At 74.3% G+C, this 12,740-nt stretch carries 11 protein-coding genes; 10 read left to right on the top strand and 1 reads right to left on the bottom strand.

What is annotated here, in order from left to right:
• The first annotated feature begins 678 nt into the window (after window positions 1-678).
• From FHX40_RS21215 to FHX40_RS21180, 8 genes are all read left to right on the top strand, one after another.
• The gene (locus FHX40_RS21215; protein ID WP_142261241.1) at window positions 679-1,830 is read left to right on the top strand and encodes a zinc-dependent alcohol dehydrogenase; all 1,152 of its coding nucleotides are present in this window, start codon (window positions 679-681) and stop codon (window positions 1,828-1,830) included.
• A gap of 1 nt (window position 1,831) precedes the next feature.
• The gene (locus FHX40_RS21210) at window positions 1,832-2,224 is read left to right on the top strand and encodes a hypothetical protein (RefSeq protein ID WP_142261240.1); all 393 of its coding nucleotides are present in this window, start codon (window positions 1,832-1,834) and stop codon (window positions 2,222-2,224) included.
• A gap of 8 nt (window positions 2,225-2,232) precedes the next feature.
• Window positions 2,233-2,739 carry a DUF6789 family protein gene (locus FHX40_RS21205; RefSeq protein ID WP_211350346.1) on the top strand — a complete coding sequence of 169 codons (507 nt, stop codon included), beginning with the start codon at window positions 2,233-2,235 and terminating at the stop codon, window positions 2,737-2,739.
• Between the two features lie 82 nt (window positions 2,740-2,821).
• Window positions 2,822-3,499 carry a YoaK family protein gene (locus tag FHX40_RS21200; protein ID WP_170198909.1) on the top strand — a complete coding sequence of 226 codons (678 nt, stop codon included), beginning with the start codon at window positions 2,822-2,824 and terminating at the stop codon, window positions 3,497-3,499.
• Window positions 3,500-3,629: 130 nt separating this feature from the next.
• Window positions 3,630-5,282: an ABC-F family ATP-binding cassette domain-containing protein gene (locus FHX40_RS21195; protein ID WP_142261238.1), complete on the top strand. Its 1,653-nt coding sequence runs from the start codon at window positions 3,630-3,632 to the stop codon at window positions 5,280-5,282.
• A gap of 98 nt (window positions 5,283-5,380) precedes the next feature.
• Window positions 5,381-6,196 carry a hypothetical protein gene (locus FHX40_RS21190; RefSeq protein ID WP_142261237.1) on the top strand — a complete coding sequence of 272 codons (816 nt, stop codon included), beginning with the start codon at window positions 5,381-5,383 and terminating at the stop codon, window positions 6,194-6,196.
• Window positions 6,197-6,319: 123 nt separating this feature from the next.
• Window positions 6,320-7,963 carry a sigma factor gene (locus FHX40_RS21185; RefSeq protein ID WP_142261236.1) on the top strand — a complete coding sequence of 548 codons (1,644 nt, stop codon included), beginning with the start codon at window positions 6,320-6,322 and terminating at the stop codon, window positions 7,961-7,963.
• 154 nt (window positions 7,964-8,117) lie between these two features.
• On the top strand, window positions 8,118-9,350 hold the full coding sequence (locus FHX40_RS21180; RefSeq protein ID WP_229788502.1) for a C40 family peptidase: 1,233 nt from the start codon (window positions 8,118-8,120) through the stop codon (window positions 9,348-9,350).
• A gap of 202 nt (window positions 9,351-9,552) precedes the next feature.
• Here the strand turns inward: FHX40_RS21180 and FHX40_RS21175 are convergent, their stop codons facing one another.
• On the bottom strand, window positions 9,553-10,053 hold the full coding sequence (locus FHX40_RS21175; RefSeq protein WP_142261235.1) for an inorganic diphosphatase: 501 nt from the start codon (window positions 10,051-10,053) through the stop codon (window positions 9,553-9,555).
• A 116-nt stretch (window positions 10,054-10,169) separates the two neighbouring features.
• Here FHX40_RS21175 and dacB point away from each other — a divergent pair, with 116 nt between their 5' ends.
• Together dacB and FHX40_RS21165 are read left to right on the top strand one after the other, a co-directional pair.
• Entirely contained in the window at window positions 10,170-11,567 is a 1,398-nt protein-coding gene (gene dacB / locus FHX40_RS21170; RefSeq protein WP_142261943.1) for a D-alanyl-D-alanine carboxypeptidase/D-alanyl-D-alanine endopeptidase, read from the top strand.
• 77 nt (window positions 11,568-11,644) lie between these two features.
• A complete protein-coding gene (locus tag FHX40_RS21165; protein WP_189136168.1) occupies window positions 11,645-12,721 on the top strand; it encodes a zinc-dependent metalloprotease in 1,077 nt (358 codons plus the stop codon).
• Window positions 12,722-12,740 lie beyond the last annotated feature (19 nt).

The raw sequence follows: 12,740 nt of genomic DNA, 5'->3' as shown, positions 1-12,740 counted from the left end.
TTCTCCGGTCGGCCTCGTGTCGTTCCGCCGCACGGCCGCGGCCTCGGCGTGAAATCAGCGTGGCATCAGCGTTGCACCGCTGTGGCACCACTGCGGCATCGGTGCGGCACGCCGGCGGTACGGCCGTGCGGCACGGGCGGCGCAGGGCGAGAGAAGGCCACGGCGGGACGCGGGCATGCGTCGGGCCCGCCGTACGGCCCCGCGGATGCGGGGTCAGCGGGGCAGGTCGGCGACCTCGACGAGGTCGGCGATGTCGATGCCGTGCCGGGTCAGCTCGGCGATGCTGCGCGCGTAGGCGACGTGGTAGCCGTTGTGGCGGATCCTCAGCACGGTGCTGCCGTTCAGACGGATCGGTTCGACTTCCCAGCCATCTGCGCCAATCCAACGGGACATGCGGGAAGAGTACGAAACCGCAGGTCAACGACGGACAAAGCGCTTACAAGTGTCGGTCAGCTTCTCTTTGCCCGGTTGTCGACCCGCTGACCTGCGGGGTTACCGGACGGGGAAGGAGACAGATGGCGTGATGTCCGTTTTCCCCGCGGTGCGGCGGGCACAACCCGGGTGCCTGCCGGGCGACCACGCAGCGTGACGGAGAAGTGATACGGCGCGCCGGACACGGCCAGGCGGGCGGTTCTTGACCCCGATGGCTCCGTGGAGTGGGAGGAGGAAGCGAGCCGGATGAGGGCAGTCGTGTGGCAGGGGCCGCGGAAGGTGTCGGTCGAGAACGTGCCCGACCCGCGCATCGAGGAGCCCACGGACGCGGTGATCCGGGTGACCGCGACCGGGCTGTGCGGGTCGGACCTGCACCTGTTCGACCACGGCGCGTCGATGCTGGTGAAGCCGGGCGACATCCTCGGGCACGAGGCGCTCGGCGTGGTCGAGGAGGTCGGCTCGGCCGTCACGCACATCAAGCCCGGGGACCGGGTCGTGGTCCCGTTCAACATCTCCTGCGGTCGCTGTTTCATGTGCGACCAGGGACTCTACTCGCAGTGCGAGACCATGCAGTCGATGCACGGCCGCAAGGGCGCGGCGCTGTACGGCTACGGCCACATGTACGGCGGGGTCCCGGGCGCCCAGGCCGAGTACCTGCGGGTGCCGCAGGCCCACTTCGGCCCGATCAAGGTGGACGACGGCATCCCGGACACCACCGCGGTGCTCCTCGCCGACGTGCTGCCCACCGCGTGGCAGGCGGTCGAGTACGCCAAGGTGCCGCCCGGCGGCACGCTCGTGGTGTACGGCCTCGGCCCGATCGGCCAGATGTGCTGCCGCATCGCCAGGCACCTCGGCGCCGCCCGGGTGATCGGCATCGACCGGTACCCGGACCGGCTCAAGCTCGCCGCCGCGCACGGGGCGGAGACGATCGACTTCACCACGGTCGACGACGTGGTGGAGACCGTGCGGGAGATGACCGGCGGGCGCGGCGGCGACTCGGTGATCGACGCGGTGGGCATGGACGCCGACGGCTCGCTCGCCGAGAAGATGCTGCAGACCGTGAAGGTGCAGCCGGACCGCATGGCGGCGCTGCACCACGCCCTCGGCTCGGTACGGCGCGGCGGCACGGTCTCGGTCACCGGCGTGTACGGCGGCTGGATGATGCGCTTCCCGCTCGGCGACCTGTTCGACAAGCAGGTGGCGCTGCACTGGGGGCAGGCGAACGTGCGCCGGTGGACCGACCGCATCCTCGAGGTGCTGCGCGCCGGGGACCCGATCGACGCGGCCGGGCTGGTGACCACGGAGATGCCGCTCGGCGAGGCGAGCCGCGCCTACACCGCGTTCCGCGACAAGGAGGCGGGCGTGATCAAGGTCGTGCTGCGGCCTGGGGAGGGATGACATGCGACGTTTCCCGTTCTCGGTGGACCCCCTGTGGCGGCTGCCGCTCCGGCTCATCGGGGTACGGCCGAGCAGCGCGTACGTCGAGGTGAACGAGGAGCTGGTGATCCGGTTCGGCCCGTGGGTGGTGCGCACCCCGGCGTCGAACGTCGCCGACGCCGCGGTCACCGGCCCGTACGCGCCGTGGCGGGTGATCGGCCCGCACCTGTCGCTCGCCGACCGCGGCCTCACCTTCGGCACGAACAGCCGCCGCGGCGTGTGCGTGCGGTTCCACGAGCCGGTGCGCGCGCTCGCCCCGGGCCGGGTGCTCACCCACCCGGCGGTGACCGTGACCGTGGCCGACCCCGAGGGGCTCGCCGAGCACCTCCGGTACGTGGCGGCGGTGGCCCGATGATCGCCCGGATGGCCCGGGGCGCCCTGGCCGGCACGGTGGCGACGGCCGCGATGAGCGGGCTCATGCTCGCCGGGGCCCGCGCCGGGCTGATGCGGGAGCAGCCGCCCAAGCGCGTGGTGCGCGCGCTGCTGCCCGGGCACCGGCACCGGCCCAAGCCGGGGGAGCGGGGGCTCGGCACGCTCGCCCACTTCGCCTTCGGCGCCGCCTCGGGCGCGCTGTTCGGCCTGCTCGTCGGCGACCGGCGGCCGCGCGTCCCGATCGGCGTGGCGTACGCGCTGGCGATCTGGGTCTCCGGCTACCAGGGCTGGATCCCGGAGCTGAAGATCATGCCGCCGATCTCGCGGGACCTGCCGGGGCGGCGGGCGGTGATGGGCGCGGCCCACGTGGTGTACGGCACGGCGCTCGTGCTCGCGCTCAACCGGATCTCCCCCGAGCCGCGCCGCGGCCTGCCGCCGTCGCCGCCGCCGTCGGACCGGGCGCTCACCCCGGCGGGCGCGGCGGGTCGGGCGCGATGAGGCCGCGCACGCCGCCGGCCGCCCAGCGTCACGGCTGTGCCCCCGGCCCGCCGGTGGTCGTGCCCGGCCCATGACCCGGGGCGTGCGCCCGCCGCGGCCGCCGCGGTTCGTGGTCGCGTTCGTGGTGCTGACCGCGGTGACCGGGGTGGTCGAGGCGGTCAGCTTCCTCGGGCTCGGCATGGTGTTCACCGCGGTCATGACCGGCAACACGCTCTTCCTCGGCTTCGCGCTGGCGGGGCAGCGGCTGCCGGTCGCCGGGCCGCTGGTGGCGGTCGCCGCCTTCTCGGCCGGCGCGATCGTCGGGAACCGGGTGACCGCCAGGCTCGCCGCCCGCGACGGCGAGCGGTGGCTGCCGTCCGCGCTGTACGGCGAGGGCGCGCTGCTCGCCGTGGCCGCGATGCTCGCGCTCGGGCTGCCGGCCGAGAACCCGCACCTCACCCCGCACCGGTTCGTGGTGATCGGCGCGGTGGCCGCGATCATGGGGGCGCGCAACGTCACCATCATCCGGGCGGGGGCCCGGTCGCGGGACCTGCCCACCACCGTGGTCACCCGGGCGCTCGCCGGGGCGTTCATGGGCGGGCCGCCGGGGACCATGCTCCGGCGGCTCGCCACGGTGGTCGGCATGGTCGTCGGCGCCGCCCTCGGCGCCCTGCTGCTGCGGTTCCACCCGATCTTCCCGCTGCTCCTCGCCTCGGTCGCGGTGGTCGTCGCGGGCGCGCTGTGCGAGCGCGAGATCCGCGAGGGTGGGCGGCCCTCCTGACCGCCGTGCCGTACCGCCGGGGAGGAAAATCGGATGCCTCGCGCCACGGGTGCCGACTAGGCTCCCCCGGGACCCGGAGGAAGGCCCGAAGGAGGGCCTTGAAGGAAGGGCCTGGAGGAAGGGCGCTGCCATGGGCCACGTGGAGGTCGCGCACGTCACCTACGTGCTGCCCGACGGCCGGACCCTGTTCCACGACGTGTCGTTCCGGGTGGGGGACGGGGTCAAGGCGGCGCTCGTCGGTCCGAACGGCGCGGGGAAGACCACCCTGCTGCGGCTGATCGCGGGGGACGTGCAGCCGGTCGAGGGCAGCGTGACCAGCTCGGGCGGGCTCGGCGTGATGCGGCAGTTCATCGGCGGGCCGCGACCCGCCGGATCGGACGGCGCGGCGACCACACCTCGCACGGTGGCCGAGCTGCTGCTGTCGGTCGCGCCCGAACGGGTGCGCGCGGCCGCGGCGCGGCTGGAGCGGGCCGAGCTCGCCATGATGGAGCGCGACGACGAGAGGACCCAGCTCCGGTACGCCGAGGCGATCGCCGACTACGCGGACGCGGGCGGCTACGACATCGAGGTGCTCTGGGACACCTGCACCACGGCCGCGCTCGGCGCGCCGTACGACCGGGTGAAGTACCGGGACCTCGACACGCTCTCCGGCGGCGAGCAGAAGCGGCTCGTGCTCGAGGCGCTGCTGCGCGGCCCGGAGCAGACGCTGCTGCTCGACGAGCCGGACAACTTCCTCGACGTGCCGGGCAAGCGGTGGCTGGAGCAGGCGCTGCGGGAGACCCCGAAGACCGTGCTGCTGGTGTCGCACGACCGCTGGCTGCTCGCGAACACCGCGGACCGGGTGATCACCGTCGAGTCCGGCGGCGTCTGGGTGCACGGCGGCGGGTTCGCCGGCTACGCGCAGGCCCGGCGGGACCGCATCGCCCGCCTCGACGAGCTGCGCCGCCGCTGGGACGAGGAGCACGCCAAGCTCAAGCGCCTGGTCACCACCCTCAAGCAGAAGGCCTCGGTCAACGACGGCATGGCCCCGGCCTACCACGCGGCCCAGACCCGGCTGCGCAGGTTCGAGGAGGCCGGGCCGCCCGAGGCGCCGCCGCGCGAGCAGACCATCGCGGTACGGCTGCGCGGCGGGCGCACCGGTAAGCGGGCGATCGTCTGCGAGGGCCTCGCCCTGCGCGCGCCCGGCGGCACCGAGCTGACCCGGCCGTTCGACCTCGAGGTCTGGTACGGCGAGCGGGTCGCGGTGCTCGGCTCGAACGGATCCGGCAAGTCCCACTTCCTCCGGCTGCTCGCGGGCGAGGAGATCCCGCACACCGGCACGGCGCGGCTCGGCGCCCGGGTGGTGCCCGGCCACTTCGTGCAGACGCACGGGCGGCCCGACCTGCACGGCCGTACCCCGTGCGAGATCGTGATGACCGAGCACGCGAGGACCCGGCAGGAGGCGATGCACGCGCTCGCCCGGTACGAGCTCGCGGGCCGGGTCGGCGACCAGCGGTTCGAGACGCTGTCCGGCGGGCAGCAGGCCCGGCTGCAGATCCTGCTGCTGGAGCTGTCCGGCGCGACGCTGCTGCTGCTCGACGAGCCGACCGACAACCTCGACCTGGCGAGCGCCGAGGCGCTGCAGGAGGGTCTGGAGCGGTTCGCGGGCACGGTGCTCGCGGTCACCCACGACCGGTGGTTCGCCGCGTCGTTCGACCGCTACCTGGTGTTCGGCGCGGACGGCCGGGTGTACGAGTCGCCGGAGCCGGTCTGGGACGAGGGCCGGGCCGTCCGGGGCCGGTGAGCGCGCGTCTTGTGCCCGGCTAAAGACATCCATACGAATGCGTCCGAGGCCCGCGTGCCGCCGGTCCGGGACAGGGCACGGCCGGTTATCACGGCAGGGTGAGGCAGCGCAGTGTGATTCGGGTCGCCCGTCCGCTCGCCGTGGTGGCGGTGGCGGCGGGATCGCTCCTGGCGGGGTGTTCGGCGGAGCCGGAGCGGACGACGGAGGCGCTCCGGCCGCTCGCGGCGCGGGAGCAGGCCTACGCGATCGTGTCCGCGGGCAAGGAGCACCGGGTGACCTGGACGCTGGTGCTCGCCAACCCGAACCGGTGGCACTTCGCGGAGAACGTGGTGGCGACGCTGGTGGGCCGGGACGCCCAGGGCCGCGAGGTGGTGCGCAGCAGGCATCCGGTGGACGCGGTGCCGCCGGGCCGGACGACCGCGTTCAGCGCCACGACGTCCACCACGACACCACCGGCAAAGGTGGAGATTTCCCTCGAATCGCCACAATGGCGAAAAGCGGCGAGAATTCCGTCAGCCTTCAAAAGGTTTCCGGTCGCCGACCTCAACACCGTAAAATTGCGTGACGGGCAATACCTGGTGAGCGGCAATCTGCGGAACCCGTTCCGCAAGGAGACCGCCACGCTCACCGTCACCGCGGTGCTGCGCGACCGCAACGGCCGTACCACCGGCGGGCGCGCCGATTTCGTGGAGAAGGTCGGCCCGGGCACGTGGCGGCGATTCGCCATCACCGTCCCCAAGGTCACGGGCGGGGTGGACCCGGAGCGCACCGAGGTGTTCGTCACGCCCTGGGGCTCGACCGCCGGGCCGTACGAGGAGCTCGCGCGGGCGGGCGCGGTGCCGCTGCACACCGACCGGCCGCGGACCGCGCCGTTTCCCAAGGAGCGCGGCGGGGAGGCCGCCTCGTTCGAGTAGCCGCCTTCGCCGGAAAAGCATCATAAAACGCAACGTTTTACGCATGGCGCCCATAAACGCCCTATTCTCGTCGCCACTCGAAAAAGGTGGAACTCGCTGTTACCACTTATTACTGTCGGTTACATGAATGACCGCGGTCTGGTCGACGCGCTCCGTGCCCGCGACGCCAACGCCCTCGCCGAGCTGTACGACCGGTACGCCGAAAGCGTCTACCGCTACTGCTGGACGCTGACCGGCGGGCCGGACGGCGCGCAGGTGGCCCTCCGGGACACGATGATCGCGGCCGAGGCGCGGATCCACGCGCTCACCGACCCGGCCCGGTTCAAGGTCTGGCTGTACGCGCTCGCCCGCGGCGAGTGCCTGCGCCGCCGGTCGGCCGCCGCGCCCGCCCCCGAGACCGACCCCGGGGACACCGGGCTGAGCGCGGTGGCCCGCGACGCCGTCGCCGCGCTGTCCCGGTCGGACCGGGAGATCCTCGAGCTGGTGCACCGGCACGGCTTCTCGCTCGCCGACGCGGCCCGGGTGATCGGCATCTCCCGGCGGCAGGCGAGGATCCGGTACGGCGCCGCGGCCGAGCGGCTGTTCGACGCGCTCGCCGCCGAGCTGCGCGGCCGCGAGTCCCAGGTGTTCGGGCTGCTGCCGCAGACCGTGCTGCCCGAGTCGCTGCGGGTGCGGGTGATGAGCTGCTTCGTCGACCCCGACCTGCTGCCCTACCGCAGGCTGGTGGCCCGCCGGGTCGGCCCGCTCGACGCCTCGGGCTTCCCGGTCGGCGCCGAGCGCCGCATCATCCGCGGGGTCACCGCGGGCGCCGCGTCGCTCGCGGTCGCCCTCGTGGTCGCGTTCGCCTTCCACCAGTTCTGGCTGACCGGCCCGGCGAGCGTCACCGCGGCGATCGACGGCCGCCCGGCCGCCGAGCCGGTCGACGTGCGCGCCGCACCCGGGGACTCCTCCACCGGCCGGCCGTACCCGGGCGGCCCGGCCTCCTCCGCGGCGAGCCCGGCCGGCCCCCGGCCGGCCGCGGGCGCCGGCCTGCCCACCCCGTCCCTTCCCGTCGCCCTCGCCCCGCGCCGCACGTCCGGCACCACGCCCGCGGCGCCGGGCCCGCGACCCTCCGGCGCGGCCACGCCGGGCGCGGCCACCCGCCCGGTCTCCCCGATCGTGGAGCTGCGGCCCACGACGCCGGGCGGCGTCGTCCGGGCGGCGCCCCCGATCGGCGTGACCCCCGGGCAGGGGCGCGGGGACGGCGGCCCCGGGGACGGAGGCGGCGAGGTGCGCCGCAAGGAGCGGCCCGAGGCCCGCGGCGGGGCGCGCGGCGGCGGTCCGGGGGAGCACGGCCCACGCCGGTACGGCCCGCGCCGCGATCACCCGCGGCACGGTGGCCGGCACGGGGAGGACCGGCGGGACGCGCCCGGACGGCGCGGCGAGGCACGGCGTGACGAGGCACGGCGCGGCGCGGTGGACCGGTCGCCCACCGCCGCCGTGGTCCGCCGGGGCGGCCCCGGGCGCGGCCCGGAGCGGACCACCGCTCCCGCCGAGGCGCGCGGGTTCCCGCCCTCGCCGTCGCCGTGGTGGGACTCCCCTTCGGGGCGGACGCCGCGGGCCTGGCCCACCCCGTGGCACGGCACCCGTCAGCCGTCGCGCCCGCACCCCGGCGTCTCTGAGGGCGGCCGGTCGGACGACTGGCCCGATCACCGGCCCGAGCCCGCGCCCGCCCCGGTGCCGTCCCCCGCGCCGGACGCGCCCCCGCCGATGCCAACAGAGCCGTGAATCCGGCACGTGCCGCCGGACCCGGCCAAGCGGGGCGATGACCCCTCCCGGTGATCAGTCATCCCATGACTACTTTCTGTAATCATAACGTGTGCAGAGAGTGACGCATGGGAACCCTGTGAAGGGTGATGCGAACCAGGAGGGGAGAGGACCCATGCGAAGTACGGGCTGCCGCCGGGTGGCGGCGATCGTTGTGGGACTCGCCTGTGCCTGCGCCGCGACGGCCGGGCAACCGGCGCTCGCGGCCAAGCCCCGGCCGTCGGCCGAGGACGTCGCCAAGGCCCGAAAACAGGTGCGCGAACGCGCAGCCGAACTCAAGGAGGTGGCCCTCCGTCTCGCCGAGGCCCGCGCCCGCCAGGAGGAGCTCGCCGCGCAGGCCGCCCTCGCCGTGGAGGCCTACAACGAGGCCGTGGTCCGCGAGCAGGCCGCCCGCGCCGAGCACGAGCGGGCCGTCGAGGCGGTGAAGCGGGCCGACGCCATGCTCGCCGAGGCCCGCCGGGAGGTCGCCCCGATCGTCGCGCAGAGCTACGGCGGCTACGACATGACCGAGCCGGGCCTCGCGATGATGGGCGGCCCGGGCGGACCCGAGGGATACCTGCAGCGGACCAGCCTGCTGCACCACATGCACACCGAGCGGGCGCAGACCCTGCAGCGGCTGCGCGACATGCGCCGGGTGCGGTCGATCATGGTCAGGCGGGCCCGCGAGGCGCACGAGGAGCAACGGCGGGCCGCCGAGCGCGCCGCGGAGGCGAAGCGGGCGGCCGAGCAGGCCGTCGCCGAGCAGGTGGCCCAGACCCGCCGGCTCGAGGAGGAACAGGCGCGGCTGGAGCTGCTGCTGAGCCAGGCCCGGCAGCGGGCCGAGCGCCTGGAACGGCGCCGCACCGCCCCGGTCCGGGTCCGCACGAGCGCGCTGCGGACCGCGACGACCACCGTCCGGACGCTCCCGGTGAAGGGGGTCGGGTACCGGTTCGCGAACGCCGCGTGGGTGAAGGAGGCGCTCGCCGAGGGCTCGACCGCGGCCAAGGGGGACATCGCCGCGGCGTGGGCGCTCACCCAGCTCGGCAAGCCGTACCGGTGGGCGGGGGCCGGCCCGCACGTCTACGACTGCTCCGGCCTGACGATGCGCGCCTGGGAGCGCGCCGGGGTCCGCCTCGACCACTGGACCGGGACCCAGTGGACCTCCGGGCCGCACGTGGCCATCGACGAGCTGCAGCGCGGCGACCTGGTCTTCTTCGGCAAGGTCAAGGGCGACCCCAGGAGCATCCACCACGTCGGCATCTACATCGGCGACGGCCTCATGGTGCACGCCCCGCGCACCGGCGACGTGGTCCGCGTCGCCCCGATCTGGCGGCGTGACCTGTTCGGGGCGACCCGTCCGGCGACCTGACCGGACCGGCGGTGATCCGCAGCCCCCGGCCAACGAACGACAAGGGCCCGGTGACGTACCCGGGGAGACACCCGGGGAGAACGGTGCGGGTGTCCCGGTGCCCGACGAGCCGACCGCGCCGCACGGGCGGCGCGGCCTCCACGATCCGCGCGAGACGCTCGTCCGGGACCGGTGCGGCCGGGCCCGGATCCGCGTCGACCGGCTAGTGCGCCTGCTGCTTCGCCTGCGCCTCGTGGCGCTCGATGGACCGCCTGATCTCCGCCTCCGCCTCGGCGCGGCCCACCCAGTTGGCGCCCTCGACCGACTTGCCCGGCTCCAGGTCCTTGTAGACCTCGAAGAAGTGCTGGATCTCCAGGCGGTCGAACTCCGGCACGTGGTGGATGTCCTGGATGTGCCCCATCCGCGGGTCGGTGGCGGGCACGCACAGCACCTTGTCGTCGCCGCCCTTCTCGTCCTTCATCCGGAACATGCCGACCGCGCGGCACCGGATCAGGCAGCCGGGGAACGTGGGCTCCTGGAGCAGCACAAGGGCGTCGAGCGGGTCGCCGTCGGCGCCGAGGGTGTTCTCGATGAAGCCGTAGTCCGCCGGGTACTGCGTGGACGTGAACAGCAGCCGGTCGAGCCGGATCCGGCCCGTCTCGTGGTCGACCTCGTACTTGTTCCGTTGCCCTTTCGGGATCTCGACGACAACGTCAAACTCCACGATTCCTCCCGGCTTACGCCAAGCCCGGTCCTCCGGGTTCGGCGGTTGATGTCACGGTGGCTAAGGTCCGTAGGCGTACATCTCAGCATGACGCATGGCGGGAGAGGACAGCGGTGGTGGTCCGGGGTCGGTGGACGCTCGTGGTCAGCCTGGTGCTGCTCCAGGCCTTCACGCTCGGCGCCGCCCTGTACGTGTGGAACACCGGCCTCACCCTGGACGGGACCGAATCCCGGGCCGCCGCGCCGTCGCCGAGCCCGACGCGCACCCCGGCGCCGGTGATCACCGCGACGGCCCCGGTGCTCGCCGGCGGGACCGAGGGCGAGGTGCCGGACGCCAAGCGCCTCGCCGCCCGGCTCAAGGGCCCGATCGGGGACGCCGCGCTGGGCGGCCGGGTCGGCGCCGTGGTGATGGACGCCGCCACCGGCACCGTGCTGTACGGCAACCGGCCGACCACCGGCCTCACCCCCGCCTCCACCACGAAGGTGGTGACCGCGGTCGCCGCGATCACCACGCTGGGCTCGGACGCCCGCCTCGCCACCCGGGTGGTGTACGGCAAGTCGAAGAACGCCATCGTGCTCGTCGGCGGCGGCGACCCCACCCTCGCCGGGCCGCGGGCCACCAAGCACCCCTACCCACGCCCGGCGAGCCTCGGCATGCTCGCCGTCTACACCGCCCGGGCGCTCAAGGCGGCCGGGGTCACCAAGGTCACCCTCTCCTACGACGACTCCCTGTTCACCGGCCCCCGCACCGCCGAGGGCTGGAAGCCCAACTACGTCCCCGAGGGCACGGTCGCCCCGGTCACCGCGCTCATGCACGACGGGGGCCGGGTGCACCCGCGGACCCGGCAGCGCTGGCCGGACCCCTCCCGCGCCACCGCGGCCGCCTTCGCCGCGCTGCTGCGGCGGCAGGGCATCACCGTCTCCGGCGGCCCGCGCGAGGGCAGGGCGAGCTCCTCGGCGCAGGAGGTCGCCCGGGTCGAGTCGCCGCCCGTCTACCAGCTCGTCGAGCGCATGCTCACCGAGAGCGACAACGACCTCGCCGAGGCCCTCGCCCGGCACGTCGCGCTCCAGCAGGGCCTGCGCGGCACGTTCGCCGACGGGGCCAAGGCGTGCCTGCGGGTGCTGCGCGACCTCGACGCGCACGAGGGGGTGCGGATCGAGGACGGCAGCGGCCTGTCCCCCAGGAACCGCATCACCCCCAAGGCCCTGGCGCGGCTGCTCGCGCTCGCCGCCTCGCCGGAGAACCCGCACCTGCACACCGTGATCAGCGGCCTGCCGGTGGCCGGGTTCACCGGCACCCTCGACGACCGCTACGACCGCAAGGAGAGCGAGCAGGGCGCGGGCCTGGTGCGCGCCAAGACCGGCACGCTCAACGGCGTCACCACGCTCGCCGGCGTCACCCGCACCGCGAGCGGCCGGCTGGTCACGTTCGCCTTCATGGCCGACCAGGTGCCCGCCAACGACCCCGCCGCCGCCGCGATCGACCGGCTCGCCACGATCGTGTCGACCTCCTGAGCCCGGCGTGACCGGGTTGCGCCGGGCCGTACGGGGTAGGACGCGCGAACACGCCCCCGAACGCATACGGTGGAGTCATGCAGGTGATCGACTGGGATCTTGCCGTCGCGACCGGAACCCGCCTGGTACGGCCCGGCCCGCAGGTGAGCCGTGAGGAGGCCCGGGAGGCGGTGGCCGAACTGCGCCGGCTCTCCCGCGTGGCCGAGGGACATGTGCGGGAGTTCACCCGTATCGACGGCGGGGTCGCGCCGCAGCCTGCCACGATCGTCGACCGGCCGGGATGGATCCGGGCGAACGTGGACGGATTCCGCGTGATCCTGGAGCCGCTCACCGAGCGCGCCCGCCGGTCGAACATGCCCGCGATCGTCGAGGCCGTCGGCTCCCGGATCACCGGCGTCGAGGTCGGCGCGGTGCTCGCGTTCATGGCCTCCCGGGTGCTCGGCCAGTACGAGCTGTTCCTGCCGCCGGACCCGACCGGCAAGGCGCCCACCGGGCGGCTCACCCTCGTCGCGCCGAACATCGTGCACGCCGAGCGCGAGCTGCGCGTCGACCCGCACGACTTCAGGCTGTGGGTCTGCCTGCACGAGGAGACCCACCGGGTGCAGTTCACCGGCGTGCCGTGGCTGCGCGAGTACGTGCGATCCCAGATGACCGATTTCCTGCTCGCCTCCGACGTCGACCTGTCGACCCTGCTGGAGCGGCTGCGCGCCGCCACCGACGTGGTCGCCGACGTGATCCGCGGCGGCAACGGCAACCTCATCGACGTGATCCAGAGCCCGCGGCAGAAGGAGATCCTCGACCGGCTCACCGCGGTGATGACGCTGGTGGAGGGCCACGGCGACTACGTGATGGACGCGGTCGGCCCGTCCGTGGTGCCCTCGGTCGCCGAGATCCGCGCCAAGTTCCAGCGCCGCCGCCAGGGCGGCTCCCGCATGGACCAGCTCGTGCGCCGCCTGCTCGGCATCGACCTGAAGATGCGCCAGTACGCCGAGGGCTCGGCGTTCGTGCGCACCGTGGTCGACCGGGTGGGCATCGACGGGTTCAACGCGGTGTGGACCTCCCCGGAGACGCTGCCGACCCAGGCCGAGATCGCCCGCCCCGAGCTGTGGCTCAACCGGGTGCACGGGTACGGCGGGCTGCCCGGCGCGAACTGACCGGACGCACCGCGCAGGA

The sequence above is a fragment of the Thermopolyspora flexuosa genome (genome assembly GCF_006716785.1).
Lineage (GTDB): Bacteria > Actinomycetota > Actinomycetes > Streptosporangiales > Streptosporangiaceae > Thermopolyspora > Thermopolyspora flexuosa.
The sequence above is the reverse complement of the archived record's forward strand: the minus strand, read 5'-3'. Positions and strand labels throughout refer to the sequence as shown.

Coding starts and splice junctions, on each gene's coding strand:
- FHX40_RS21215 (WP_142261241.1), top strand. CDS start 679: ATGAGGGCAGTCGTGTGGCAGGGGCCGCGGAAGGTGTCGGTCGAGAAC.
- FHX40_RS21210 (WP_142261240.1), top strand. CDS start 1,832: ATGCGACGTTTCCCGTTCTCGGTGGACCCCCTGTGGCGGCTGCCGCTC.
- FHX40_RS21205 (WP_211350346.1), top strand. CDS start 2,233: ATGGCCCGGGGCGCCCTGGCCGGCACGGTGGCGACGGCCGCGATGAGC.
- FHX40_RS21195 (WP_142261238.1), top strand. CDS start 3,630: ATGGGCCACGTGGAGGTCGCGCACGTCACCTACGTGCTGCCCGACGGC.
- FHX40_RS21185 (WP_142261236.1), top strand. CDS start 6,320: ATGAATGACCGCGGTCTGGTCGACGCGCTCCGTGCCCGCGACGCCAAC.
- FHX40_RS21180 (WP_229788502.1), top strand. CDS start 8,118: ATGCGAAGTACGGGCTGCCGCCGGGTGGCGGCGATCGTTGTGGGACTC.
- FHX40_RS21165 (WP_189136168.1), top strand. CDS start 11,645: ATGCAGGTGATCGACTGGGATCTTGCCGTCGCGACCGGAACCCGCCTG.